The organism is Nocardioides sp. NPDC057772 (genome assembly GCF_042798075.1).
Taxonomy (GTDB): domain Bacteria; phylum Actinomycetota; class Actinomycetes; order Propionibacteriales; family Nocardioidaceae; genus Nocardioides.
Genome location: NZ_JBHVKN010000001.1, coordinates 1 through 24,540 on the forward strand (window position 1 = coordinate 1; position 24,540 = coordinate 24,540).

General features: G+C 69.6%; 26 protein-coding genes. 14 read left to right on the top strand and 12 right to left on the bottom strand.

Annotation, left to right across the window (positions count from 1 at the left end; translation table 11 throughout):
* The coding region (locus tag ACFVJS_RS00005; protein WP_218131477.1) for a superoxide dismutase, Ni at window positions 1-104 on the bottom strand (104 nt) is incomplete at its 3' end.
* 47 nt (window positions 105-151) lie between these two features.
* The gene (locus ACFVJS_RS00010) at window positions 152-682 is read right to left on the bottom strand and encodes a flavin reductase family protein (protein ID WP_378876118.1); all 531 of its coding nucleotides are present in this window, start codon (window positions 680-682) and stop codon (window positions 152-154) included.
* A 309-nt stretch (window positions 683-991) separates the two neighbouring features.
* Between ACFVJS_RS00010 and ACFVJS_RS00015 the strand changes: the two genes are divergently transcribed.
* The 5 genes from ACFVJS_RS00015 (at window position 992) to ACFVJS_RS00035 (ending at window position 5,580) form a co-directional block, all read left to right on the top strand.
* Window positions 992-2,005, top strand: coding sequence for a TerC/Alx family metal homeostasis membrane protein (locus ACFVJS_RS00015; RefSeq protein WP_378876120.1), 1,014 nt, complete (start codon window positions 992-994; stop codon window positions 2,003-2,005).
* A gap of 16 nt (window positions 2,006-2,021) precedes the next feature.
* Entirely contained in the window at window positions 2,022-3,212 is a 1,191-nt protein-coding gene (locus ACFVJS_RS00020; protein WP_378876123.1) for a sensor histidine kinase, read from the top strand.
* Entirely contained in the window at window positions 3,209-3,886 is a 678-nt protein-coding gene (locus tag ACFVJS_RS00025) for a response regulator (RefSeq protein ID WP_378876125.1), read from the top strand. The genes ACFVJS_RS00020 and ACFVJS_RS00025 overlap by 4 nt, the downstream gene beginning before the upstream one ends.
* 75 nt (window positions 3,887-3,961) lie before the next feature.
* Entirely contained in the window at window positions 3,962-4,573 is a 612-nt protein-coding gene (locus ACFVJS_RS00030; protein ID WP_378876128.1) for a DUF2867 domain-containing protein, read from the top strand.
* Window positions 4,570-5,580, top strand: a complete 1,011-nt coding sequence (locus tag ACFVJS_RS00035) for a hypothetical protein (RefSeq protein ID WP_378876130.1) — start codon at window positions 4,570-4,572, stop codon at window positions 5,578-5,580. The genes ACFVJS_RS00030 and ACFVJS_RS00035 overlap by 4 nt, the downstream gene beginning before the upstream one ends.
* Before the next feature lie 85 nt (window positions 5,581-5,665).
* Here the strand turns inward: ACFVJS_RS00035 and ACFVJS_RS00040 are convergent, their stop codons facing one another.
* Genes ACFVJS_RS00040 through ACFVJS_RS00060 form a run of 5 tightly spaced genes read right to left on the bottom strand, consistent with a single transcriptional unit; the run spans window position 5,666 to window position 9,323 of the window.
* A complete protein-coding gene (locus tag ACFVJS_RS00040) occupies window positions 5,666-5,992 on the bottom strand; it encodes a putative quinol monooxygenase (protein WP_378876132.1) in 327 nt (108 codons plus the stop codon).
* A complete protein-coding gene (locus tag ACFVJS_RS00045; protein WP_378876136.1) occupies window positions 5,989-6,477 on the bottom strand; it encodes a DUF1097 domain-containing protein in 489 nt (162 codons plus the stop codon). Before ACFVJS_RS00045 ends, ACFVJS_RS00040 begins: the two co-directional genes overlap by 4 nt.
* Before the next feature lie 11 nt (window positions 6,478-6,488).
* On the bottom strand, window positions 6,489-7,523 hold the full coding sequence (locus ACFVJS_RS00050) for an NAD(P)-dependent alcohol dehydrogenase (protein ID WP_378876139.1): 1,035 nt from the start codon (window positions 7,521-7,523) through the stop codon (window positions 6,489-6,491).
* Window positions 7,520-8,278 carry an iron-sulfur cluster assembly protein gene (locus ACFVJS_RS00055; RefSeq protein ID WP_378876141.1) on the bottom strand — a complete coding sequence of 253 codons (759 nt, stop codon included), beginning with the start codon at window positions 8,276-8,278 and terminating at the stop codon, window positions 7,520-7,522. The genes ACFVJS_RS00050 and ACFVJS_RS00055 overlap by 4 nt, the downstream gene beginning before the upstream one ends.
* A 1-nt stretch (window position 8,279) precedes the next feature.
* Window positions 8,280-9,323, bottom strand: coding sequence for an amidohydrolase family protein (locus ACFVJS_RS00060; RefSeq protein ID WP_378876144.1), 1,044 nt, complete (start codon window positions 9,321-9,323; stop codon window positions 8,280-8,282).
* Window positions 9,324-9,478: 155 nt separating this feature from the next.
* Between ACFVJS_RS00060 and ACFVJS_RS00065 the strand changes: the two genes are divergently transcribed.
* From ACFVJS_RS00065 to ACFVJS_RS00075, 3 genes are all read left to right on the top strand, one after another.
* A complete protein-coding gene (locus tag ACFVJS_RS00065) occupies window positions 9,479-10,951 on the top strand; it encodes a helix-turn-helix domain-containing protein (protein WP_378876146.1) in 1,473 nt (490 codons plus the stop codon).
* A gap of 103 nt (window positions 10,952-11,054) precedes the next feature.
* A complete protein-coding gene (locus tag ACFVJS_RS00070; RefSeq protein ID WP_378876148.1) occupies window positions 11,055-12,662 on the top strand; it encodes a serine/threonine-protein kinase in 1,608 nt (535 codons plus the stop codon).
* A gap of 82 nt (window positions 12,663-12,744) precedes the next feature.
* Window positions 12,745-14,847, top strand: coding sequence for a protein kinase (locus ACFVJS_RS00075; protein WP_378876150.1), 2,103 nt, complete (start codon window positions 12,745-12,747; stop codon window positions 14,845-14,847).
* Here the strand turns inward: ACFVJS_RS00075 and ACFVJS_RS00080 are convergent.
* The gene (locus ACFVJS_RS00080) at window positions 14,831-15,655 is read right to left on the bottom strand and encodes a metal-dependent hydrolase (protein WP_378876153.1); all 825 of its coding nucleotides are present in this window, start codon (window positions 15,653-15,655) and stop codon (window positions 14,831-14,833) included. The two genes, ACFVJS_RS00075 and ACFVJS_RS00080, sit on opposite strands and share 17 nt — an antisense overlap.
* Before the next feature lie 186 nt (window positions 15,656-15,841).
* On the opposite strand from ACFVJS_RS00080, the gene ACFVJS_RS00085 reads away from it, so the two are divergent.
* The 4 genes from ACFVJS_RS00085 (at window position 15,842) to ACFVJS_RS00100 (ending at window position 18,626) form a co-directional block, all read left to right on the top strand.
* A complete protein-coding gene (locus ACFVJS_RS00085; RefSeq protein WP_378876155.1) occupies window positions 15,842-16,144 on the top strand; it encodes a hypothetical protein in 303 nt (100 codons plus the stop codon).
* Window positions 16,145-16,213: 69 nt separating this feature from the next.
* Window positions 16,214-16,747 (top strand): glutathione peroxidase, encoded by a 534-nt coding sequence (locus tag ACFVJS_RS00090; RefSeq protein ID WP_378876157.1) that lies wholly within the window; start codon window positions 16,214-16,216, stop codon window positions 16,745-16,747.
* A 114-nt stretch (window positions 16,748-16,861) separates the two neighbouring features.
* Complete coding sequence (locus ACFVJS_RS00095; RefSeq protein WP_378876159.1) at window positions 16,862-17,335, top strand: MarR family winged helix-turn-helix transcriptional regulator; 474 nt, start codon at window positions 16,862-16,864, stop codon at window positions 17,333-17,335.
* Between the two features lie 70 nt (window positions 17,336-17,405).
* Window positions 17,406-18,626 carry an MFS transporter gene (locus ACFVJS_RS00100; RefSeq protein ID WP_378876161.1) on the top strand — a complete coding sequence of 407 codons (1,221 nt, stop codon included), beginning with the start codon at window positions 17,406-17,408 and terminating at the stop codon, window positions 18,624-18,626.
* 41 nt (window positions 18,627-18,667) lie between these two features.
* Here ACFVJS_RS00100 and ACFVJS_RS00105 read toward each other — a convergent pair whose 3' ends face one another.
* The 4 genes from ACFVJS_RS00105 to ACFVJS_RS00120 form a co-directional block, all read right to left on the bottom strand.
* On the bottom strand, window positions 18,668-20,503 hold the full coding sequence (locus ACFVJS_RS00105) for a CocE/NonD family hydrolase (RefSeq protein WP_378876163.1): 1,836 nt from the start codon (window positions 20,501-20,503) through the stop codon (window positions 18,668-18,670).
* Window positions 20,504-20,596: 93 nt separating this feature from the next.
* Window positions 20,597-21,247, bottom strand: a complete 651-nt coding sequence (locus ACFVJS_RS00110) for a CoA transferase subunit B (RefSeq protein ID WP_378876165.1) — start codon at window positions 21,245-21,247, stop codon at window positions 20,597-20,599.
* A gap of 3 nt (window positions 21,248-21,250) precedes the next feature.
* The gene (locus tag ACFVJS_RS00115) at window positions 21,251-22,048 is read right to left on the bottom strand and encodes a CoA transferase subunit A (protein WP_378876168.1); all 798 of its coding nucleotides are present in this window, start codon (window positions 22,046-22,048) and stop codon (window positions 21,251-21,253) included.
* A gap of 50 nt (window positions 22,049-22,098) precedes the next feature.
* Entirely contained in the window at window positions 22,099-23,325 is a 1,227-nt protein-coding gene (locus ACFVJS_RS00120) for an acetyl-CoA C-acetyltransferase (RefSeq protein WP_378876170.1), read from the bottom strand.
* 189 nt (window positions 23,326-23,514) lie between these two features.
* Between ACFVJS_RS00120 and ACFVJS_RS00125 the strand changes: the two genes are divergently transcribed.
* Window positions 23,515-24,207, top strand: a complete 693-nt coding sequence (locus ACFVJS_RS00125; RefSeq protein WP_378876352.1) for an energy-coupling factor ABC transporter permease — start codon at window positions 23,515-23,517, stop codon at window positions 24,205-24,207.
* Window positions 24,204-24,539, top strand: coding sequence for a PDGLE domain-containing protein (locus ACFVJS_RS00130; protein WP_378876172.1), 336 nt, complete (start codon window positions 24,204-24,206; stop codon window positions 24,537-24,539). Before ACFVJS_RS00125 ends, ACFVJS_RS00130 begins: the two co-directional genes overlap by 4 nt.
* The last annotated feature ends 1 nt before the right edge of the window (window position 24,540 follow it).

The window sequence follows — 24,540 nt, forward strand, 5'->3', positions numbered from 1 at the left end:
GCCTTGACGGACTCGGCCTCGATGCGGGCCTGGGCGGGGTCGTAGACGCCGCAGGGCAGGTCGCAGTGGGCCGAGACCTCGATGGTGGGAGCGAACAGACGCATGATGGTTCCTCTCGGTGATGTGGTGAAGAGACCGTCGAGATCGACGGTCAGGAAGCCTTCTCGGGCAGGATGCGGTCGAGCGGGAGAGTGCTGACGGACGGTCCGAGCGACCAGTAGTGCCGGTCGTGGTGGAGGAGCGGCTCGTCGGTCTCGCCGAGGCGGACGGTGTCGACCTCGAGCAGCACCAGCCAGGCCTCCCCGGCGGGCACGACACGGACCACGCGCCCGTAGAAGCTCGCCGCGGCGTCGTCCAGGATCGGCGGCTCTCCCTGCGGGAGACTCCAGCCCTGAGCCAGGGTGAACCGTGGTGCGGTCCGGTCGGCGAAGGCCGCCGCCACGTGGGCCTGGGCGTAGGTCAGGATGTGCACCGCGAGTCGGTCGCTCCCGGTGAACGCCGGGCCGGACCGGCCGGATCGCGAGACCGAGAACGACAGCATCGGCGGGTTCGCGCTCACGGACGCCACGCTCGAGACCGTCGCCCCCACGGGTCCCGCCTCGGTCGAGGTGGCGACGATGGCCACGCCGGTCGGGTATCGACGGAAGCCGGCCTTGAACTGGTCGGTGAGTGTGTCGGTCACACCGCCTCCTCTCTCTTTCGGAGAGACGCTAAAACATCAAGTCCAGTTGAGGTCCAGTCATCCACGGTGTGATCGCAGACTCATCCGTCTGGTGTCACCTGAGATGATGTGAGGTGTCGCGAGTGCTGCTTGTTAGACTAGTTAAGCACTTGTTATACAACTCGGGCTGGGGTGTCGCCGGATGCTGATCCAGTGCCGTCGCCGATGCCGTCGACGGCCGCTGCGGTCTACTACGACTTCGAAGCTGGGACCTCGGTCGCCTACCCTTCCCGAAGAACCGCTCTGCCTCACGATCTAAGGAGTCCCTTCGTGGACGTCTCCCCGCTCATCTGGTGGTTGACCATCGGCATCGCCAGTGCCGTGCTGCTCTTCGACGTACTCGTCATCGGCCGTCGTCCGCACGAGCCGTCGCGTCGCGAGCTGATCGTCGCGCTGAGCGTCTACATCGGCCTGGCGGTGCTCTTCGGCATCGGCGTCTTCATGTTCTCCGGTCCCAAGTACGGCACCGAGTTCTTCGCGGGCTGGCTGACGGAGTACTCGCTCTCGGTCGACAACCTGTTCATCTTCATCATCATCATGTCCAAGTTCGCGGTGCCGCGGCAGTTCCAGCAGAAGGCGCTGCTGATCGGCATCATCTTGGCGCTGGTCTTCCGCGGCATCTTCATCGCCGTCGGTGCGGCCGCGATCGAGAACTTCAGCTGGGTCTTCTACCTGTTCGGTGCGTTCCTGATCTACACCGCCGTCAAGCTGGCCCTGGAGGGCGGCGAGGACGAGGACGAGTACGAGGAGCCCGCCGTGGTGAAGTTCCTCGAGCGGCACATCCCGCTGACCTCGCAGTGGGGCAACAGCGCGAAGATGTTCGTCCGTGAGAACGGCAAGCGGGTCGCGACCCCGATGTTCGTGGTCATCTGCGCTCTCGGCACGACCGATCTGCTGTTCGCGCTCGACTCGATCCCGGCGATCTACGGTCTGACCAACGAGGCCTACCTGGTCCTGACCGCCAACATCTTCGCCCTGATGGGTCTGCGCCAGCTCTACTTCCTCATCGGTGGTCTGCTCGAGCGCCTAGTCTACCTGTCCTACGGCCTGGCGATCCTGCTCGGGTTCATCGGTCTCAAGCTCGTCTTCCACGCGCTGCACGAGAACGAGCTGCCCTTCATCAACGGCGGCCACCACGTCGAGTGGGCTCCGGAGGTCTCCATCGAGGTTTCGCTCAGCGTCATCATCGGCATCCTGGCGATCACCACGATCCTCAGCCTGCTCAAGTCGCGCAGCATGACCGAGAAGGAGCGCGACGACGCCACCGGCCCGCGCAGCATGTAGGCCCTACGCTGAGGCCATGACTTCAGTGCCTGCCCCAGGTCCCCGTTGGCTCGGAGACCTGGGGCAGGTCGCGTTGGCGGGGGCGCTCGCCGTGGTGCTGATGCCGGTCGGCTGGACGTCCGTGCTCGAAGGCGAGATCGCCAGGGGCTGGGAGATCGCGCTCGTGGTCGCGCTGGTGGCTCTGCACAGCGTCGTGGCCACCGCCCGGCGCTGGCCGCTGGTGTCGTACGTCGTCGGCGCGCTGTGCGAGCTGGTGATGGTCGCGGCCCCGGATCTGAGCGGACCGACGGCCGAGGCGGCGGGCAGCGACTACGGGCCGGTGCTGCTGCCGAGCAGCCTGTGCTTCTTCGTGCTGCTCTACGCGGTCAGCGCCCGGGACCGGAGGCCGTGGCCAGGGATCGCGCTCGGCATCGCGCTGGTGGGATGCCTCGTCACCGTCGTACGTCTGTCGGGGTTCGAGGGCACCGGGCTGGAGGGGTGGACGTGGTGGCTGATGGTGGCGACCGCGACGCTGGGTGCGACGGTGGCGGCTTGGGCGCTCGGCCGGTTCCGGGCCACCCGGGCCGCGTGGATCGAGCAGCTCGCCGACCGGGCCGCCGCCGAGGAGCGACAGCGCATCGCGCGGGAGATGCACGACGTGGTCGCGCACTCGCTCGCGGTGGTGGTCAGTCACGCCGAGGCCGGTCGGATGGTCGTCGGGCAGCAGCCGGAGCGAGCCTCGGGGATCCTCGACACCATCGCGACCACGGGCCGCGAGGCGCTGGCGGAGATGCGCGGGCTGCTCGGCGTGCTCGGCGGCGAGTCATCTCGACAAGCTCGATACATCGCCTCGACCGAACCGCAACCCGGGCTCGCCGACGTGCCCGAGCTCGTCGAGCGGATGCGTGAGGCCGGTCTGACGGTCCATCTCGAGGCGGACGCGCTCGGCCAGGTCGCCCCGGCCGTCGGCCTGACCGCCTATCGCGTGGTGCAGGAGGCGCTCACCAACGTCACCCGCCATGCCGGCCCCGGAGCCGTCGCCACGGTGTCGGTCTCCCGCACCGGACGCCAGCTCCGGGTCGAGGTCAGCGACGACGGCGTGGGGATCCAGCGACCGCCCGGCCGAGGTCTGCGCGGGATGCGCGAACGGGTCTCCGCCGTCGGCGGCACCCTCGAGGCCGGGCCGAGCGACGACGGGTGGCGGGTCCGCGCCATGATGCCCCTATGAGCGAGCAAGAAGCCCCCATCCGGGTCGCGATCGTCGACGATCAGGAGCTGATGCGCTCTGCCCTCCGGATGATGGTGGAGAGCCAGCCCGACCTCGAGCTCGCCGGCGAGGCGGCCGACGGTCACGAGGCGCTCGCCCTGGTGCGTACGAAACGGGTCGACGTCATCCTCATGGACCTGCGGATGCCCCGGCTCGACGGGATCCAGGCGACGGCCGCGATCACCGAGGAGCGGCCGGCCACCAAGGTGGTCGCGCTGACCACGTTCGACCTCGACGACTACGCGTTCCCGGCGATCCGGGCCGGCGCCAGCGGCTTCCTGCTCAAGGACGCCCGTGCCGAGGAGATCGTCGCCGCGATCCGCACCGTTCACGCAGGTCACGCCGTCGTCGCGCCGTCGACGACGCGCCGCCTGCTGGAGCACGTGGCGACCGTGCCGACGCCGGACAACGGGCGGGCAGCCGACATCCGCGCGACTCTCACGCCCCGCGAGCTGGACATGCTCCTCGAGCTCGCCACGGGCGACAGCAACGCGGAGATCGCCCGTCGCGTCCACCTCTCCGAGGCGACGGTGAAGACGCATGTCGGCCATGTGCTCGCCAAGCTCGGGCTGCGCGACCGCGTGCAGGCGGTCGTGCTGGCGTACGAGACGGGGTTGGTCGGACCCCGGAGCTGAGCCTCATCCCAGAGGATGAGGGGTCCGCGACCTGAGGGCGACGAACCGCCGCCCCGGGCGGACCAGTGTGGAGACATGACCACACCAGCACCCACGAGACCACTTCCGTCGGGCGTCTACTCCGGCCGGCCCTGGCGGATCCACGAGATCACCGAGGACTTCGACCTCGAGGACGTCTGGGCCCTGCCCGTCCAGGGCGGAGCCGAGGACTTCCCGCGCTTCGTCGAGTCCATGATGGGCGGTGACGACCGCGACTTCCCCGTGGCGTACCGCTTCCTCTTCGCGGTCCGATGGGCCCTCGGCCGGCTGCTCGGCGCCGACAAGGACGAGCACGGCCTCGGGCAGCGCGTCACGTCGCTGAGCGAGCGGCTGCCCGGCGACCTCCGCGACCAACCCGCACCCGAGCGCGACGTCAGCCCGTTCCACCCGCTCTTCCTGACCGACCGGGAGTACGCAGCCGAGATCGCCAACCGCACGGTCCACGGCGTCCTGCACCTGGGGTGGGTGGAGGACGCCGACGCTTCCGGCGGCTACAGCGCCCAGCTGAGCGTGCTGGTCCGGCCGAACGGACTCGTCGGCGAGGCCTACATGGCGCTCATCAAGCCGTTCCGCTACCTCGTCGTCTATCCGGCGCTGCTGCGCACCGTGGGCCGCCGCTGGGAGACCGCTCAGGAGGTGGCCCGGTGACCACCACGACGGAACGTACGCAGCCCCGATCGGCCGTGCGGCGCGCGGCACCCTGGGTGGCCGGTGCCTGGGCCCTCGCCTTCGGTGCCCTGTCCGGGCTCGCGCTCATGGGCCGGACGTCCGACCCGTGGGCTCCCGAAGCGGCGTCGCCGCTCGGCGGACTGAGCGGCACGCAGATGTCCTGGATCGTCCTCGTCGCAGCGCTCCTGGTGCTGGTCGCCGGCGTGCTGGGGACCGCCGGACGGGAGCGTGTCACGCAGCGCCGCGCGGCCTGGCTGCTGGTGGCGGTCGGGCTCGTGGTCGCGTTGGTCGTCTCCGACGTACGCGCGCTGTCCTTCCTCGGCTACCTGCCGCAGACGCTGCTCGCGCTGGTCGGCCTCGGCCCGGCCGCCGGCCACCTGAACTGGGGCATCGTGCTCGACTCGGGCACCGCGCTCGCGCACGCGGTCGGCGGGCTCGCCACGGTCGTCGCCGGCATCGGTCTGCTCGAGCGGGCCGCACCTGACGGCCGGGTCGACTGGAGCCGCTGGGCGCGCTGGGGGCGTCCGGCCGTCGCGGTCGCGATCGTCATCCCTCTCCTCTACGCCGTCACCCGGATCGCCTGGGCGGTGGGCTTGCCGCTCGGGATCAGGCCGGAGATGCTCGACGAACTCGGTAGCGGACGATGGGCTGGCCTCGGCCTGGCGCTCTTCGCGGTCGTCGGGGCCCTGCTGACCTGGGGTCTTGTCGCTCGCTGGGGCGAGGTCTTCTGGTCCTGGGTGCCCCGGGTCGGCGGCCGCCCGGTCCCGGTCGCGATGGCCCTGGTGCCCGGGCTCCTGGTCGCCGCCGCGGTCACCTCCGCGGGGCTGTCCTTCTGGCGGATGGTGCTCGCGGGTGACCTCTGGGCCGTCCCCGGTGCAACCTCGGACTGGGCGGCCTGGGCTCCGGAGATGCTCTGGCCGGTCTGGGGAGTGGCGCTCGCCGTCGCCTGCCTCGCCTATCTGGGGCGACGTGTTGGTCGCCGCTAGCGCGCAGAGGGGCCCGCTTGATCTGGAACCCCAGGTCAAGCGGGCCCTGTCGGGCGTCAGCCCCCGGGATGTCAGCCCCCGGATGTCAGCCGGTGACCGCGAGCTCGCCGAGCTCGGACCACTCCTGGCCCGGGACGTTGGTGTTGACGATCCGCGGTGTCTCGGCGAGGTGGCGCGGCAGCTCCTCCTGGGCGCGCTTGAAGTGGGCCGAGGCGACATGAGCGGCGCCGGCGTCGTCGTCGGCGAAGGCCTCGAGCAGGAAGTACTCGTCGGGGTCGTCCAGGCTGCGGGCCCAGTCGAACCAGAGGTTGCCGGGTTCGGCCCGGGTGGCCTCGGTGAACGGGCCGGAGATGGCAGGCCAGTCCTCGGCGTACTCCGGCTTGATGCGGAAGCGGGCGGCGATGAAGATCATCGGGCTCTCCTGGGTGTCGAGGGGATCGGTTGACCGGCTCGTTCGACGGCAGCCTGGATTCGCCGGCCGGCGATGTCGGAGAGCCACCCGAGCGCGGCACCGACAACGAGCGCGATGAGCGTGCCGCCTAGGTCGAACGAGGTGCCGAAGAGCACCGCGGTGCCGGCGAAGGCGCCGGGGATGAAGGACAGCAGGTCCACCGCCGCCTGCAGGCACAGGATGAACGCGACGACCGTGACCACCAGGGCCACCGCACCGGTGAACGTGGCGTGGGTCAGGACCAGGCTCGCGAGATATCCCCACAGCGCGCCGGCCAGGTTGGCCGCGAGGCCCTTCAGGAAGCCCTCGCGTCCACCTCCCGCCGCGAAGTAGCAGGCCCAGGCGACGAACCCGACCCAGGTGATGAGCGCGAGCTCGATGCTGACCTGGGTCCAGATGCCGGCGAGCACTCCGACCGAGATGCCGATCCCGATGAGGTTCTTCATGTCGTCACCTCTCAGGGGACCAGGATCGCGCGACCGCGGACCCTGCCGTTGTCGAGGTCGGAGATCGCGGTCTGGAAGTCGTCGAGCGCGTACTTCTGGGTGTGCAGGGTGACGGCGCCGCGGGCGGCGAGCGCCATCAGGTCGCACAGGTCGTTGTAGGAGCCGACCAGGTTGCCGATGAGGTTGATCTCGGTCGAGATGATGTCGATGGTCGGCACATCGATGTTCTCGCCGTAGCCGACGACGTGATAGTCGCCCGCACGACGCAGCATTCGAATGCCCTCGGCCGTCGCGCCGCCCTCGCCGACGAAGTCGACGAGCACCTCGGCGCCGTGACCGCCGGTGAGCTCGAGCACCTGGTCGACCTGGGTCCCTTCGGCGACGACGCCGTGATCTGCCCCGATCGACAGGGCCAGCTTCACCGCCTCCGGGTTGCGGTCGACCACGATCAGCTCGGCCGGGCTGAGCGCCTTGAGGACCTGGATGCCGATGTGGCCGAGCCCGCCTGCGCCGATGACGACGCACCGGTCGCGCGGGGTGAGGCGTCGGGCGGCCTTGGCGGCCGCGTGGTAGGCGGTGAGCCCGGCGTCGGCCAGGGCGGCGACGTCGGCCGGCTCCAGGGAGTCGTCGATCTTCACCACCGAGCGGGCCGAGGTCTTCAGGTACTCCGCGTAGCCGCCGTCGGTGTCGATGCCGGGGAACTGGTTCAGCTCGCAGTGCACGTCGTCGCCGGAGCGGCAGGCGCGGCACAGCCCGCAGGTGATCAGCGGGTGCAGGATCACCTTGTCGCCCTCGGCGACGTGGGTGACGGCGTCGCCCACGGCGTGCACCCAGCCGGCGTTCTCGTGGCCGATCGTGTAGGGCAGCGCGACGCCGGACTTCTCCGCCCACTGGCCCTCCAGGATGTGCAGGTCGGTGCGGCACACACCGGCGCCGCCGATCCTGACGACGACGTCGAACGGGCCGGTCGGCTCGGGCGCCGGGACCTCGGCCATGGCCAGGGGCTGGTGGTAGCCGACCACCTGGACGGCTCGCATGGTGCTCATGATGAAGCTCCTTCTCGGTGAAGGTCGGTCAGGGGTACGAAGGCGGGCGAGGTGACCTCGTCGCCGTAGCGCGTCGCCAGCAGGCCGCGACAGAAGTGCGCGTTCCCGTCGATCGAGATCCGGGTCGAACGCGCCCTCCGCAACGCCAGGGGTACGTCGCCGGGTCGTTCCCCGGCGTGGTCGACCAGGACGTACGACTCCAGCAGGTCGGGCAGCCCGAGGACCGTCCGGCGCCGTCGGAGCGCGGCGGTGAACTCGTCGTCGGGCAGGTCCCGGAGACGGACCTCGCCCACGGCGTCCTCTGCCAGCTCCGGCTGCGCCCGCAGCAGCCGGGTCAGGCAACGCTCGAGCGCCGCCGTGTGAGCCTTGCGGTGGAACGTCCTCCGCAGCTCGTCCAGCGACGTCTCGGCCTCGTGGCGGAACGTCCCGCGGTAGCCGGCGTCGGCCGCCAGCCCCGCGTTGATGAGGTCGGAGTCGTGATGGTCGTCCAGCTCGACGACCACGTCGTCGGTCCACGGCAGCGCGGTCAGTGCGTCCTTGGCGTCGCTCGCCATCAGGTAGGCGAAGTTGGGCGAGCAGAACGACGTCGGCAGCCGCAGGTGGACCTCGACAGCGAACGGGCCGGTTCCGGTGACGGTGAGCGACCGGACGAAGCCGAGGTCGGTGATGGGCTCGTCGAGCTCGGGGTCGACGACGGATCCGAGCGCTGCGTACGCCTGGGCCTCGCGGGTGTTCTCGCAGGTCAGCAAGGTCATGTCACACCGCCGCGAGGTCGGCCCGCTCGGGCTCACGGGGACCGGTGGCGGTCTCGTCGGCAGTGGGCAGGCGCAGCTCGGCGGGGACCTCCAGGCCGTACATCTTCGCGGCGTTGAGACCGAGGATCTTCTTCTTCTGCGTCACGGTGAGCGGGGCGTACTCGGTCATGTCCTCCGGGATCTGGAAGTCGACGAACCGCTCGATCAGCCACCGGGGCGTCCAGAGTGCGTAGTCGGAGGAGAACTGGATCCGGTCCTCGCCGATCCAGTAGATGAGCTCACCGATGATCTGCGCGAAGTAGCGCGGCCGGGTGTGGATGAACGGCATCGCGACGGCCAGCCCTCCGTGCACGTTGGGCTCCTGGGTGCCGATCCAGCAGAAGTCCTCCAGTCGTGGCAGGCCGACGTGCTCGACGACGAAGTTCAGGTCGGTGAAGTCGCTGGCGACGTGGTCGATGTCGGCGACGTCGAAGGCGTCGCGGTCCAGCGGCCGGATCGTCGGACCCTTGTGGATGTGGATGTTGGTGATCCCGAGCTTCCGGCAGGCCTCGAAGTAGCGGTAGGCCCACGGGTCGGTCAGCTTCCAGCCGCGCGACTCTCCGTGCCACTCGGCCGTGTAGAGCTTCACGCCCTGGAGCCCGTACCGCTCGGCGTCCGCATGGAGCTGCTCGAGCCCTGCCTCGCCGTTGCGCGGGTCGAAGTGGTGGTTGTAGGTCAGCTTGTCGGGGTGCTTGGCCGCCAGCTGCGAGGCCTCCTCGGTCTGCCCGAACCCGTTGTTGTAGAACTCGCCCAGGTGAGCCGGCTGGAAGATCGCGTGATCGACGTAGCCGACCCCGAACAGGTCGTGCATCAGCCGGTCGCCACCCTGGTAGAGGTAGTCCTCGTAGGGCCACTGCTCCGACTCCGGGGAGAGGTTGCGGTGGTAGTCGTAGAAGCAGTCGATGAACTGCTTGCCGTGGATGTTGCGCTGGTTCTCCGGGCGTGCGTCCCAGAGAGCGACGTGGGCGTCGACGATGAAGTACGACTCGCCGTCTTTCGTGTACATGAGGGTTCCTCCGATCTGTGGCTTCCGTCACAGGACGCTAGGGCGGCTGGCTCGGGCAGATCAGGGGTGCGGCGTCTCAATGTGAGATCTCGACCGTCTCAATCTGAGACGCTGCCCGACCGCCGCCATCGGCCAACGGATGTAACGTCGATCACATGACAGGTCGCCATCCGATCGCGCAGCGCGCCGCCGTCGTGGACCGGTCGACGCTGGCGCCTCGTGTGCGCGCCTCCTGGCAGCGCAGCCAGGAGTACGGGGTGTCCGTCGAGGAGGTCGATCCGGTCTTCTCCGGCGCCTATGACCAGGAGTCCCTCTTCTTCCAGTGCGGCCGGGAGGTGCTCGACGACCTCCACCGCACCCTGGTCGACGAGCCGGTCAGCCTGATGCTCACCGATCCCGGCGGTCTGGTGCTCAACCGGCTCAGCGGCGACCAGCAGCTGCTCCGAGATCTCGATGCGGTCCACCTGGCGCCAGGATTCAGCTACGCCGAGCGTGCTGCGGGCACCAACGGGCTCGGCCTCGCACTCGCCGACCGGACGCCGACCGTCGTGCGGGCCGAGGAGCACTACTCGCTCTCGCTGTGCAGCTACACCTGCGCGGCCGCGCCCGTGATCGACCCGATCAGTGGGCGGCTGGAGGGCAGCGTCAACCTGACCACCTGGTCGGAGTCGTCCCACGACCTGCTGCTCGCCCTGGCTCAGTCTGCGGCCAGCAACACTGCCTCGCTCATGCTGGCTCGCGCCCATGGCCGGTTCCCGAGACCGGCGCCACGCGGCGAGGTGTTCCGCGTGGAGGCGCCCCGTCTGGAGCCGGGTGCCGGCAGCCTCCGCGACCTCTCATCCGCCTGGCGCGAGGCGCTCGGGAACGTACGCGAGGCGCTGACGGTCGGCCGGCGGGTCGCCGTCGTGGGGGAGCCGGGGGCGGGGCGTACGACCCTGGTCGCCCAGGTTTTCCGAGATCTGCGGCCCCGCGACCGGATCCTCGCGGCCTCCGCGCCGGACCCCGCCGACGCCGAGGCCTGGTTGTCGCTGTGGACGCCTGAGCTCGCCAAGCAGGACACCGCGGTGGTCGTACGCGACGTGAACATGCTCCCCGCATGGGTGGCCGAGCGGCTGCACGCCCTCCTCGTCGAGGCGGTGCCCGGGACGGTCGCCTCGGTGCCGTTCGCGATGACCGCCGACACCTTCGACGCCATCCCCGCGGCGCTGGCCGATCTCGTCGACACCGTGGTCGAGGTGCCGCCGCTGCGGGAGCGGCCCGAGGACGTACTCCCGCTAGCGCATCATGTGGGCCTGCGGGTGCGCGGCAGGGAGGTCGCGCTGACCCCGGCCGCGGAGCGGGCGCTGCATGACCACGGCTGGCCGGGCAACGTCACCGAGCTCGTCCACGTCGTCCAGCGGGCGGTGAGTGCCGGCGACCAGATCGATCTGCGTCATCTCCCCGCCGAGGTGCTCTCCGACACCAGGCGCCCGCTGTCCCGCATCGACGCCTTCGAACGCGGCGAGATCGTCCGGGTGCTGACCCGGCCGGGGATCACGATGCAGGAAGCAGCAGCCGAGCTCGGGATGTCGCGCGCCACGGTCTACCGGAAGGTGCAGCAGTATGGAATCCGGCTCCGGCCGGGTTAGACGGGCATGCCCCACCGGTGGCGGAGTGGAACTCTTGGCCAAGTCCAGGAAAACTCTCGGCTGAGACCGGGGCAGCGGACGCCTGAACAGGGACTATGTACCCATGCGTATCCGTCCCCCACGCGCCGGTCGCCAGCACTTGAATCATCTGACCGGACAGGGCGGACCCGCTCTGAACAGTCAGAGCCTTGCCGGCCGGCTTGTCCAGGAGAGCCGTATTTCGCCTGCGGAGGCCACTGCCATCGTCGCGCAGGTCGCTCGCATCCTCGAGGCCGGCCACGCGGTCGGGCAGGTGCACGGCGACATCCGGCCGGCCACCATCGGGTATGCCCCGGACGGCCGGATCGCCCTGATCGGCGCACCCGCGCCGCGCGGCGGTGAGGCCCTGCCCTACATGTCTCCCGAGCAGATCGACCGTCGGCGAAGCAGTGCGGCCAGCGACATCTACTCGCTCGGCGCCGTGTTCTTCGAGCTGCTCGCCGGGCGCCCGCCGTACGCCGGGGTGGAGCCCGAGCGGGTCGGCACCCTGGTGACCGTGCCCGGCCACCTCGACGGCATCACGACCGCGATGCTCGACGACGACCCGACCAAGCGTCCGCGGGCCGACGAGGTGGCGGCGGTGCTGGAGAGCGGCGTCGCCGCCCCACCGAAGCGGGTCGTCCGCCCCACCGGCCGGACCGGCCCGCGCCTCTCGCCCACTGTCCTCGGGGTGCTGATGCTTCTGGTCCTGCCCGGGCTGGTCTTCGGCGGCTGGGGAACGCTCCGGGCCGCCGACACCACCACGACCGTCGGGAGCGCGAGGCCGCTGGCCAACATCCTGCCGACCAGCTTCCAGCTCGCCTTCGACCTCTCGATCGAGCGCGACGCGCTGCGGACTGATGCCGAGCTGACCGAGGACTTCCTCCAGGTGACCGACCGGTCGATCGAGGCATGGACCGCGGAGGTCAGGGAGCTGGACGCGTCGGGCGACCCGGGGTTGCGGCGGCGTACGGAGAGGTCGGCGGCTGCCCTCGAGCGGCTCTCCGACATCCGCGCGGCCGCCCGAGAGGGTGACAGGTCCGGCAAGATGGTGGCTGTCGAGCTCTACACCAACGCGGTCAACGGGTTGTTCGACCTCGCCGCCGAGCTGCCGTCGTTCCAGGACGACGCGCTGGCCAGGCAGGCACGCAACCTCGAGCTGATCGGTTCCGTCTCCGAAGTGCTCGGACTCGAGCGGCGGGTCATGGCGAACGCGCTGCGGAACGGGCGGATCAGCGATCAGGGCATCGCCGACCTCAGCGCGGCCCAGGACTCCTGGGCCACCCACTCGGAGTCGATCTACGCCCGCGCCGATCTGGAGACGCGGCAGATGCTCGACAGGATCTCCGGCCGCTCGTTCGAGTTCGGGTCCTACGCGGTCTCGTCGCAGCGTTCGGTCATCCGGGTGCTCAACGCTCGTGACGTCGAGGACGTGATCCGGCAACTGAAGGACAGCGCCGACGGCAGGCCGGTGGATCAGGTCTGGCTGGCCGATGCGGCCACCTACGTACAAGACCTCAAGAAGGTGGTCGTCGACTCCGCGCGCCAGCTCGCCGCGGACGTCGATCGCGAGCACCGGGACGCCAAGAACCAGACGATCGGCTGGGGAATCTTCAGCGGTATCGTGCTGGCGGTTTTCGCTGTGCTCGGTATCGCTCTGTTGCGGTCACGAGGACGTGCGGTCGATGCGTAAACCGGCGACTTCTGCGAAGATCGGCGGCTTCCATCGGTGCGTACACGAGACGCACGGGGTGTGAGTCCGACAACATATGCGCATGCGAACGCGCCCCCCGATCGCAGGCCGCTACCGCCTGCACCGACTGCTTGGCCGCGGCGGGATGGGCGAGGTGTGGCAGGCGGCCGACATCAGGCTCGAACGCTGGGTCGCCGTGAAGGTCGTGGAGACCTCCGCCGACCCGAAGGTGACCGAGCGGTTCCGGCGTGAGGCGCTCTCGACCACGGCCGCCAGCCACCCAGGCACGGTGCAGGTGCACGATGTCGGGGTCGAGCAGACCGAGTACGGCAGCATCGTCTACCTCGTCATGGAGCTGCTTCCGGGACCGACGCTCGCCGACCGCCTCGAGAAGCAGGGGCGCTTCACCGTCGAGGAGGCGAGCGAGGCGATGGTCCAGGTCGCCCGCACCCTCACCGCGGTGCATGCCTCGGGCATCATCCACCGCGACATCAAGCCGTCCAACCTCGTCTACGACGGCGACGGCCGGATCCGGGTGCTCGACTTCGGCATCGCCCAGCTGGCCAACCATCAGGCCGAGCGGCTCACCTCCACCCGGCACGTGATGGGGAGCCTGCCCTACATCTCGCCCGAGCAGGCCGCCGACACCGTGGTCGGCCCGCCGAGCGACATCTACGCGCTCGGGTGCGTGTACTTCGAGCTGCTCACCGGGCGTGCTCCCTACGCCGGCTCCGAGCCGGTCTCGATGATCTACCAGCACGTGACCGCGCCGGTCCCGCACGTCAACGACGTGGTCACGGTGCCGGCCCACGTGGACGAGTTCGTGGCGTCGATGATGGACAAGGATCCGTCCCGGCGGCCGACCGCCGGCGAGGTCGTCACCTTCGCGCGCCGGCCCGGTGTGGTGCCCGTGATCGCTGCCGGTAGCCGGGAGCTCTCCGCCGCGCCCAAGCCTGCGGCGCTCGCGGCACCCAAGGTGTCCACGCCCTCGGTGGTCTCCTTGTCGTCGCCGGCCTCTCCGCACGCGTCGGCGCTGTCGGCATCGTCGGCATCGCCTGTGACAGCGCTCGCCGGCGTGGTGGAGTCGGCGCAGCGTACGCCTCGGTCGCATGCCGCCCCGAAGCCGCGGTTCCTGCGCACCCGGGTTCTCAGCGTGCTGCTGGTCCCGGTCGTGATCGGTCTGGTCCTGGGCGGGCTCACCTTCGCCGACGCGTTCGACGAGCAGTCCGTCTCCAGCCGGGCGATGACGATCGCCGGAGCGCTGCCGGAGAGCTACGAGCTCGGGATGGACCTCATCTTCGAGCGCGACGCGCTGAGCTCCGACCAGGTCCCGGACGCGGTCCGGCAGGCCTATCGCCAGGTGACCGACGACTCGATCGAGGCCTGGCACGACGACATCACCAAGGTCGACCTCGCCGACACCCCGAGCCTGCGGGAGCGGGTCGAACGCACCTACACCGTCCTCAAGGGCATCGACGCCTACCGCAAGGACCTCGAGGACGGCGACAAGGCGAGCACGGACGCGGCGGTCGCCGCCTACACCGACACCGCCTACGAGCTGCTCGACTTCGCGACCGAGATGCCCAACATCCGCAACGAGAAGATCTACAAGCAGGTCACCAACCTCAAGTACGTCAGGTCGGCGGCCGAGTCACTCGGCGTCGAGCGCGCGATCATGGTGCCGGCGCTGATGACCGGCCGGATCGACGAGGAGTCGATGGAGGCGATGAGCGAGGCGCGTACGTCCTGGCAGCTCACCTCGCGCTCCTTCTACGCCGACTCTCCGAAGGCCACCCAGAAAGCGCTGGACAAGATCTCGAACGGCACCTTCGCGGACGGTTCCCGAGGGGTGGTGTCGCAGGACGCCGTCGTCCAGGTCATCAACGAAGGGTCGCTCGAGAGCGTCGTCCCTGATCTGGAGAGCCACGGTATCGGCAGGCCCGCCGCGCAGGTCTGGGCCGAGGACATGAACCGTTTCATCCAACTCCTCAAGGACACCATCGTGGCGATGACGCTGATCGTCGCCGAGGACGTGGCCGAGGAGCACCGGGGCGTCCAGACCAAGGTCGTCCTCAGTGGGGTGCTCGCCGTCGCCGCGTTCCTCGCCGGTCTCGCGCTGCTGGCGGGGATCTTCGTCGTGCGCCCGCTCCGGGGGCGCCGACGGTCGGTCAGATCAGACCGGTGAGGCTCGCGACCAGGGCGTCCCAGCGGCTGTCGACGTCGAAGCCCATCTGGCTCAGCATCGCCCAGCCGAAGCCGACGATCGCGTAGAGGCTGATCGGGGTCATCACGACCCACTCCCGGATCGAGCCGGCATCGCCGAGGATCGGCAGGGCGAAGTGGCCGCCCCGGGTCCACATGTTGTCGAAGGGCAGCCACTTGTTGCGCCGCACCCACCTGGGCGGCTTGGGGGCGATCGGCCAGAACAACGGGATCCCCATCGTGGTCACGAAGTCGCCGATGAGATGGACGACGCAGCCCAGCGCGACCGAGAACGGCATCCACCACCACTCCTCGGGCGCGAAGATCGCGATCACGGTCGCCAGCGTCACCGCTGATACCCAGGGCCAGATGAATCCCCGGCGGGTGAGCTTCAGGGCGTTCATCGCGAAGGCGACCAGCAGCACGCACATGATGCCCGGACCGATCAGGATGCTGCCGAAGCGCTCGGTCTGGACGGAGAGCGTCCCGGCGCCCCAGGCGAGGCCGGTGAAGGCGAGCACGCCGAGGATCGAGTGGGTGCCGTTGCGGTGGCCGCCGGAGACCTGTCCGACGATCTTGGTCAAGCCGTCGGAGATCGGCGGTAGCGAGTTGGCGATCGTGCCGTTGTGGTGGTCCGCGTCCGGAAGCAGTGCGGCGCCGGCGCACACCAGGGTGCCGGTCATCACGCCGACGTCGGAGACCCCCGGATACCACCCGAACGCGATCGGTGCCGACGATGTCACTGCGATCCACGCGGCCGCGCCAGAGGCCGCGTGATGCCCGCCCATCATGTGAAGTTGTGTCCCTCTCCAGTGTTCCCCCGCCGAATGACCGCGGACGAACGTACCGGTCATCGGGGGACCGCGCGCGTCTCGGGGTGGTGTGTCTCGTGGCGAGATTCGAATCACTGTTCGAGGGGTGATCCGCGGGGTGAAAGACGTGCGGCCGAGGCGGCAACCTGAATATGATCCGCGGTCATGACGACTCCCGGCACCCAGGGCGAGACCCGCCGTGCGCCGTGGACGTTCCAGACCAGCCGGTGCGCTGCCGCGGTCACTCCCGAGGCGATCGAGTTCCGGTTCATGGTGGCCGCGCCCGACGGATCGCTGAGCGAGATGCTGCTCTCGGTGGGCCGTCACGACATGCCGACGCTGCTCGAGGAGATCGCGTTCGAGATGCCCGAGGCGCTCGAGTGGATGTCGGCGGCGATCATGACGGTCGCGCGGGAGCGGCGTCTGGCCGAGGAGGCCTCGTCCATGCCTCGTCAGCGCGGGGCATAACCTCGGGCGGAGCGGGGTTGTCCCGACAAGCTCGACCCCTGTGCCCGACGACGTCCCAAGGAGAGATCTGTGACCACCACGCACGACTTCGAAGCGACCGCCGCAGATGGCAGCACGGTCCGGCTCGGCGACTACAAGGGCAAGCTGCTGTTGATCGTCAACGTCGCGAGCAAGTGCGGTCTGACGTCGCAGTACGAGGGCCTGGAGGCGCTCTACCGCGCGACCAAGGACTCCGGCGTCGAGGTCATCGGGTTCCCGACGAACCAGTTCCTGGGCCAGGAGCCCGGCACCGACGACGAGATCCAGGAGTTCTGCAAGACGACGTACGACGTGACCTTCCCGGTTCTGTCCAAGGTCGACGTCAACGGTGAGAACGCCGCGCCGCTCTACGACTTCCTGCGCGCTGAGGCGCCCGGCGACTGGGGGCCGCACCTCGGCTCGTTCTACGAGCACGTCAAGGACCTGACGCCCGCGACCGAGCCCGGCGACATCAAGTGGAACTTCACCAAGTTCCTCATCGGGCGCGACGGCGAGGTCATCAAGCGCTACGAGCCCCCGGTGACGCCGGCGGAGATCCAGGCGGACCTCGCCCAGTACCTCTGACCTGACCGCTGAGCGGCGCTCGGCCCCGATGTCACGTCGAGGCGGGCGCCGCTTTTGCGTAGATAGTTGATCAGAAGATAGTTCGGTATCAGATGGTTCGTTATCATCTAGTTCATGACCGGACCGCGCATTGACCTGCTGTTCCTGCTCAACCAGTCCGCCCATGCCTTCGCTGCCCAGGTCGGCGAGGCCCTGGCGGACCTGGACCTCTCCGTGCGGGAGTACTGCGTCCTGATGAAGGCCGCCGAGGGGGAGTACACCCAGAACGCGGTGGCCGAGATGGCGATGCTCGACAAGACCACCATGGTCACCACCCTCGACAACCTCGAGCGGCGTGGCCTCGCCGAGCGCCGCGTCTCGAGCACCGACCGCCGAGCTCGCATCGTCGCGCTCACCCCGGACGGCGCGAAGGCGCTCGAGGAGGCCTCGAAGGCCTACAACGCGACCGTCGCCACGGCGCTCGAGGGCTTGGCGCCCAGCGAGGGCGAGGCGTTCATCGAGGCGCTCCAGCACTTGGTCGAGGGGCCGTGGGCCACGCCGTCGCACACGATGACGCTGCGTCGTCGTGCGCCTGCTTTGGCTCGCTGAGAGATAGGTTCACAAATGAATATCCCGAAATAGATTGTTTCATAACAAACAATCTTCTATGGTCGTATCTATGACGACCAAGACAGTCGCGCTCGCGACCCTCGCCGCAACCCAGCTGATGGTGATCCTCGACGGCACGGTCGTGACCGTCGCCCTCCCTGCAATCCGCGACGACCTCGGCTTCGGCGACACCTCGCTGTCCTGGGTGGTCAACGGCTTCCTCCTCGCCTTCGCCCTCGTCCTGCTCCCGGTAGGCCGGGCCGGCGACGCCTTCGGAACCCGCCCTGTCTTCCTGGCTGGGCTGAGCATCTTCACGCTCGCCTCGGCATGGTGCGGCATCGCCTGGGATCCGATCTCCCTGGTGCTCGCCCGCTTCGTCCAGGGTCTCGGCGGCGGCATCGCCTCGGCCGTGGTGCTCGGCATGATCGCGGGTCTCTACCCCGAGGCCCGCGACCGCCTCCGCGCCTTCGCGGTGCTCGCGTTCGTCGGCTCGATCGGTGCGTCGGTGGGCACGGTCCTCGGTGGCGTACTCACCGAGGTGGCCTCGTGGCGCTGGGCCTTCCTGATCAATGTGCCCTTCGGGATCATCGCTCTGATCGTCGCGCTCCGCGCGGTGGAGGGTACGCCGCCGACCGGTGCCAGGGGTGGCCTGCTCCCGCGCGGCCTGTTCGCCGAGCAGCGGTTCGCGCTCGCGAACCTGATCCTGCTGACCCTCACCTTCGCCGGCTTCACCTTCCAGTTCGTCACCACGCTCTACCTCCAGGACGTCCTCGGCTTCGGCGCGCTGGCGACCGGGCTGGCGTTCCTCCCGGTCAGCGGGGTGATCGCGGTCGCGAGCCTCGGCTTCAGTGCCGCGCTGGCCGAGCGGTTCGGCTCCGAGCGCATCCTGGTGACCGGCGTGGTCGCGTTCCTCGCCGGCATGGCCTACCTGGTCCGTCTGCCGGAGTCGGGCAGCTTCCCGCTCGACGTCCTCCCCGGCGCGGTCGTGATGGGTCTCGGGTTCGGGCTCGCGATGCCGCAGGTGACGGCGCTGGCGATGGGTGCGCTGGCGCCGGAGTACGCCGGGATCGGGTCGGGCCTGACCACGACGACCCAGCAGGCCGGCGGGTTCCTCGGCACCTTGATCGCTGCCGGTCTGGTCACGACCTCCGGCTACGCCGCCGCCTACGCCTCCGCGGCGATCGCGTTGGTCGTGGGGGCAGCGGTCGCGGCGTACCTGCTCGTGAACGCCGCACGCGCCCGGGACCCGAAGGTCTCCGAGCGCGTGCCGGACGAGGCCGCCAGCCTCTGATCTCCGCGACGCGAGATCCGCGACGCGAGATCCTCTCGGCCCTACCTCCGGGCCGGGAGGATCAGTGTCGAGGGGTGCGTCTTGGTGTGATGGACGGTGACCACACCGGCCACACCACGGACCAGTTGCTTGACGTTGGGCAGCAGGTGCGGGACGTCGTAGGAGTGGACCGTGACCCGGAGGCGGTGGCCCTTCTTGATCACGGCACCGGTCGGGAAGACCTCGACGGGTACGCGGTAGATCGTGCCGGGAGTCACCGACTGCTCGGCCTCGCGGGTGAAGGGGTGCCAGGGCTGGACGACCTGACCGTTCAGCGTCCGCGCCCTCGACGCGATGACGGCACGGTGACGCAGGGTCTGCCAGCCGCCGGTGATGCGGTCGACGGATCCATCGGGAGCGACGTCCTCGACGGAGACCGCGATCAGCCCGTCGGTGCCGGTCGTGGACACGGACAGATCGGCGTTGATCGGACCGGAGAACGCCAGGTCGGAGGTCGCCGGCTCCGTCTCGTAGGAGACCCCGAGCGCATCGTTGATCCGGTTGTCGGTCTCGCAGCCGGGGATCGCGAGGGCGCCGGCGGTCCATTGCGAGGTGCTCCGGGAGCAGAGCCCCTGCACCGGCAGCGGCACGACGGTGTCGCCGCCGACCGGCTTCAGGGCCGACCCGAGGGCGTACGTCTTGGCTCTGACCTCACTCCCGAGCCACGACCTCATCGTGCGCCACTTCCCGGACCCGATCTCGTGGTAGGTCACCGGGGCGACGTCCAGGTCGAGGGTGGTGTCGGGGATGTCCTTGATGTGCGTGTCGAACCAGCGCAGCGCCATCTCGTTCAGGCTGCCGATCCCGCTGCCCTCCAGGCCGCCGCCCATCGAGCCCTCGGCATGCGTCCACGGCCCGATGAGCAGCTTGGCGTCGACGCCGTTGCGCTGCATCCGGTCGAAGAGCATCGGAGTGCCGCGCTGGAAGATGTCGTACTGGCCGCCCGTCATGAAGGTTGGCACGTCGATCTCGTCGACGACGCTCAGCGGTGAGCGCTTCCGGTAGAAGGGGCCGTCGTAGGCGGCGTCGCTGCCCAGCGCCGCACTGACGAGCATGGGCACCTGGAACCCGAGGGCGCCGCCGACGTGCTGCAGCAACGTGGTCAGCGTGGCCTCCGGGCGGGCCTTGTTGACGGCCGGAGGCACCAGCCCCGATCCGGTGACCAGCCCGAACCACAGCGGGATGAACCCGGCGTCGATCTGCCCGCCGGAGGCGACGACGTCACGGTAGACGTCGCCGGCCGGGACGATCGGGAACATCGCCTTCAGCCCGCGCGGGTGCTGGGCTGCGGTGAAGAACTGGTTGATCGCCATGTAGGACGGGCCCCACAGGCCGAGCTCGCCGTTGCTCCACGGGCGCTTCTTCGAGGTCGCCCAGTTGGCGACCTCGAGGCCGTCCTTCTGCTCGCGGTCGCCGAACGCGTCCCACTGGCCGGCGGAGGAGCCGGTGCCGCGCACGTCGGTCTGGACGAAGACGTAGCCGCGCTGCACGAAGTAGTCGCCGCCCCCACCCGTGGCGCCGCCGGAGACGTTCTTGTTGTAGGGGTTCTGCGTCAGGATCACCGGGAACCGACCCGCCGCGGGGGTGCCGTCGGCCTTGGCAGGACGGTGGACGTCGGCGCGCAGCACGACCCCGTCGGACATCGCGATCTCGACGTCCTTCTCCACGACCACGCCGTACGTCGCCGGCCGCGGCTTCCAGGTCCCGACCCGCGCCTGGGGCGCCTGGGTGGTGGCCGCAGGCGCCGCCGAGGCGACGGTCGGCGTGAGTGCCGGGGGCAGGAAGGTCGCGACGAGAGCCAGGAACGGAACGAGGAATGCCAGTCTGCCGAGTTTCACGACTCACTCCAGGGGTGTGGTGGGTATCACACCTCGAAACGAGAGAGTGCAAACGCGAGTTACGGAACCCGGTTCCGATATTGGATAGTGAGACTAAGCGACCGCTGCCGCCGTCTTGTCGACCACCGGTGCGCCCGTCGCCGCCACGACCTCGTCGTACGTCACCCCGGGAGCCAGCTCGACGAGCTCGAACGCCTCACCTGAGACGTCGAGGACACCGAGGTCCGTGATGACCCGCTTCACGATCCCGCGGCCGGTCAGCGGCAGGTCGCAGGCCGCCAGCAGCTTGGGGGCGCCCTTCTTGGTGACGTGCTCCATCAGCACGATCACGCGCCCGGCGCCGGAGACCAGGTCCATCGCGCCGCCCATGCCCTTGACCATCTGGCCAGGCACCATCCAGTTGGCGATGTCGCCGTTGGTCGAGACCTGCATCGCGCCCAGTACGGCGACGTCGATGTGGCCACCGCGGATCATCGCGAACGAGGTGGCGGAGTCGAAGTAGGAGGCCCCGGCAAGGACGGTCACGGTCTGCTTGCCGGCGTTGATCAGGTCGGGGTCGACCTCGTCCTCGTAGGGGAACGGGCCGACGCCGAGGATGCCGTTCTCGGCGTGCAGCACGACCGTCGAGGTCTCCGGGATGTAGTCGGGGATCAGCGTCGGCAGGCCGATGCCGAGGTTGACGTAGTCGCCGTCCTGGAGCTCCTGCGCGGCACGTGCGGCCATCTGGTTGCGGTCCCAAGCCATGACTCAGGCCTCCTTGCTCGAAGTGGTCTCGGTGGGGCGCTCGCCGCGCGTCGTACGCTTCTCGATGTCCTTGCGCGCCGCCTGCTCGGGCGTCAGCGCGACGATCCGCTTCACGAAGATCCCGGGAAGGTGCACGTCGGCCGGGTCGATCTCGCCGACCTCGACGACCTCCTCGGCCTCGACGACGGTCACCCGTCCGGCCATCGCCGCCGGCACGTTGAAGTTGCGCGAGGAGGCGTGGAACTGGGCGTTCCCGGCCCGGTCGACGCGGGTCGCGCGGACCAGCGCGAAGTCGGTGATGATGCCCTCCTCGAGCACCATCTGCTTGCCGTGGAACTCCCTGACCTCCTTCGGCTCGGAGGCCTCGGCGACCGTGCCGTCGGGGTTGTAGCGGTAGGGCAGGCCTCCGTCGGAGACCATCGTGCCGACGCCGGTCGGGGTGTAGAACGCGCCGATCCCGCTGCCGCCGGCGCGCATCCGCTCGGCGAGCGTGCCCTGCGGGGTGAGCTCGAGGGTGATCTCGCCGGCCAGGTACTGGCGGCCGAACTCCTTGTTCTCGCCGATGTAGCTCGCGATCACCCGGGAGATGCGGTGATCGTCGAGCAGCAGCCCGAGCCCGGCCCCGTCGACGCCGCAGTTGTTGGAGACGACCATCAGGTCGTCCGCACCCTGCTCCCGCAGCGCCTCGATCAGGAACCACGGGATGCCCACCAGCCCGAAGCCGCCCACGGCCAGGCTGGCCCCGCTGTGAATGTCGGCGACCGCCTCCGCGGCCGACCCGACCACCTTGTCCAAACCCATGTCTTCTCTGCTCTCTCGAAGGCTCTACTGAAATGAAGGGGGCGTACGCCTCAGCGCACCGACTCGAAGACCGCCGCGAGCCCCTGGCCGCCACCGATGCACATCGTCTCCAGGACGTACCTGGCCTCGCGGCGCTGCGCCTCGCGGGCGGCCGTGGCGAGGATGCGGGCGCCGGTGGCGCCGATCGGGTGACCCAGCGAGATCCCGGAGCCGTTGGGGTTGAGCCGCTCGTCGGTCGCGTCGATCTTCCACTCGCGCAGCACGGCGAGGACCTGGGCGGCGAACGCCTCGTTGAGCTCGATCAGGTCGATCTCGTCGAGGGTGAGCCCTGCGCGACCGAGCGCGGCCTTGCTCGAGGGGACCGGACCGATGCCCATCCGCTCGGGCTCGCAGCCGGTGACGGCCCACGACTTGAGCGTCAACAGGGGAGTCAGGCCGCGCCTCTCGGCCTCGGCGCGGGTGGTCACGATGCACATCGCGGCGCCGTCGTTCTGGCCGGAGGCGTTGCCCGCGGTGACCGTCGATTCCTCGTCGATCTTCAGCCGGACCGGGCGCAGCGAGGCGAGCTTCTCCAGGGAGATGTCGGCACGCGGGTGCTCGTCGCGGTCGACGACGACGTCGGGATTGCGTCGCCCGCCGGGGACGGTCACCGGGACCAGCTCGTCGGCGAACTTGCCGGCCTCGTGGGCGGCCACCGCGCGCTGGTTGGAGCGCAGCGCGAGCTCGTCCTGCTCCTCGCGGGAGATGCCGTATTCACGACGGAGGTTCTCGGCGGTCTCGATCATGCCGCCCGGGATCGGGTGATCCTTGCCGCCGGCGGTCTCTCGGGCCCGGTCGAGACGGTCGAGCAGCTCGATGCCGCCCTGCTTCACCCCGCCGCGCAGCCCGAGTGCGTAGTGCTCGACGTTGGACATCGACTCCGCGCCACCGGCGATGACGAGGTTCGCGGCGCCGGTGGCGACGGAGCCAGCGGCGTACAGGATGGCCTGAAGACCAGAACCGCAGCGGCGGTCGATCTGGAGGCCCGGGACGCCGGTGCCGAGGCCGGCGTCGAGGGCGGCGATGCGGCCGATCGCGGGGTTCTCGCCGTTCGCGTAGCCGTTGCCGAGGATGACGTCGTCGACGTCACCCTCCTGCAGGCCGGTGCGCTCGACCAGCTCGCGCAGGACGGTGGTGGCGAGGTCGGTCGCGGTCAGGGGCGACAGGGCCCCCAGGAAGCGGCCGACCGGGGTGCGGAGGGGCTCGCAGATGACGATGTCGTTGGCGGCGCTGCTCATGTCCTCGACGGTACGCGGACAGTCATGACTTGAGAAGTATTCATTTGGCGCAGATTGACACCTCAGACGTCTTGATTCACTACCCGACCGGACGGTGCGCGGGCGAGGCTATTGCGATAAGTTCGCGTTAGCAGTTCTCATGTCTCGGGCTCCACTTCGACCTACCCCACGCAGATCCCAGAGGTGACCATGCACGTCCCCGACGGCTTCCTCGACGCTCCGACGTCGATCGCCACCGGCGCTGTCGCTGTCGTCGCTGTCGGTGTCGCGCTGCGCGGCGCGCGCCGCGAGCTCGACGACAAGACCGCTCCGCTGGCCGGCCTCGTCGCCGCGTTCGTCTTCGCGACCCAGATGCTCAACTTCCCGGTGGGTGCGGGCACGAGCGGCCATCTGATGGGTGGCGCCCTCGCGGCGGTGCTGGTCGGCCCGTGGACCGGGGTGCTGTGCGTCTCGGTCGTGCTGATCGTGCAGTCGCTGCTCTTCGCCGATGGCGGCATCACCGCGCTCGGCACCAACATCCTGCTCATGGCGGTCACCACGGTGGTTGTCGGCTGGGTCGTCAGCCGGGTGCTGCTCAAGGTGCTGCCGAAGCGGGTCGGCCTGGTCGCGCCCGCGGCAGCGATCGGCGCCTTCGTCTCCGTGCCCGCGGCCGCGCTCGTCTTCACCGCGCTCTACGCCGTCGGTGGCACCGCCGACATCTCGCTGACCACGCTGGCCACCGCGATGCTCGGCTGGCACACCCTCATCGGCTTGGGTGAGGGCGTGATCACCTTCCTCGCGGTCGGCGCGATCCTGTCCGTACGCCCCGACCTCGTCTACGGCGCCCGCGGCGTGATCACCGCGCGTGACCTGGTCATCAAGCCGAAGGAGTCGGTGGCATGACGACCGCATCGAAGCGCACCGTGCCCTTCAAGTGGGTCGCCGTCGGCATCGCGGTCGTCGCCCTGCTCCTGGCCGGCGTCGTGTCCTACTACGCCTCCGCCCATCCCGACGGCCTCGAGTACGTCGCCGGCAGGACCGGCTTCCTCGACAGCGCCTCCGAGCACGGCACCGCCGACGGTCCGCTGGCCGACTACGGCACCAAGGGCGTCGACAACGAGCGGCTCTCCGGTGGTCTGGCCGGCGTGATCGGCACCGCCGTGGTGCTCGTGCTCGCGGGTGGTCTGGCGATGGTCGTGCGCCGCCGGTCCGGCAGCTCCTCCGACGAGGCCTGAT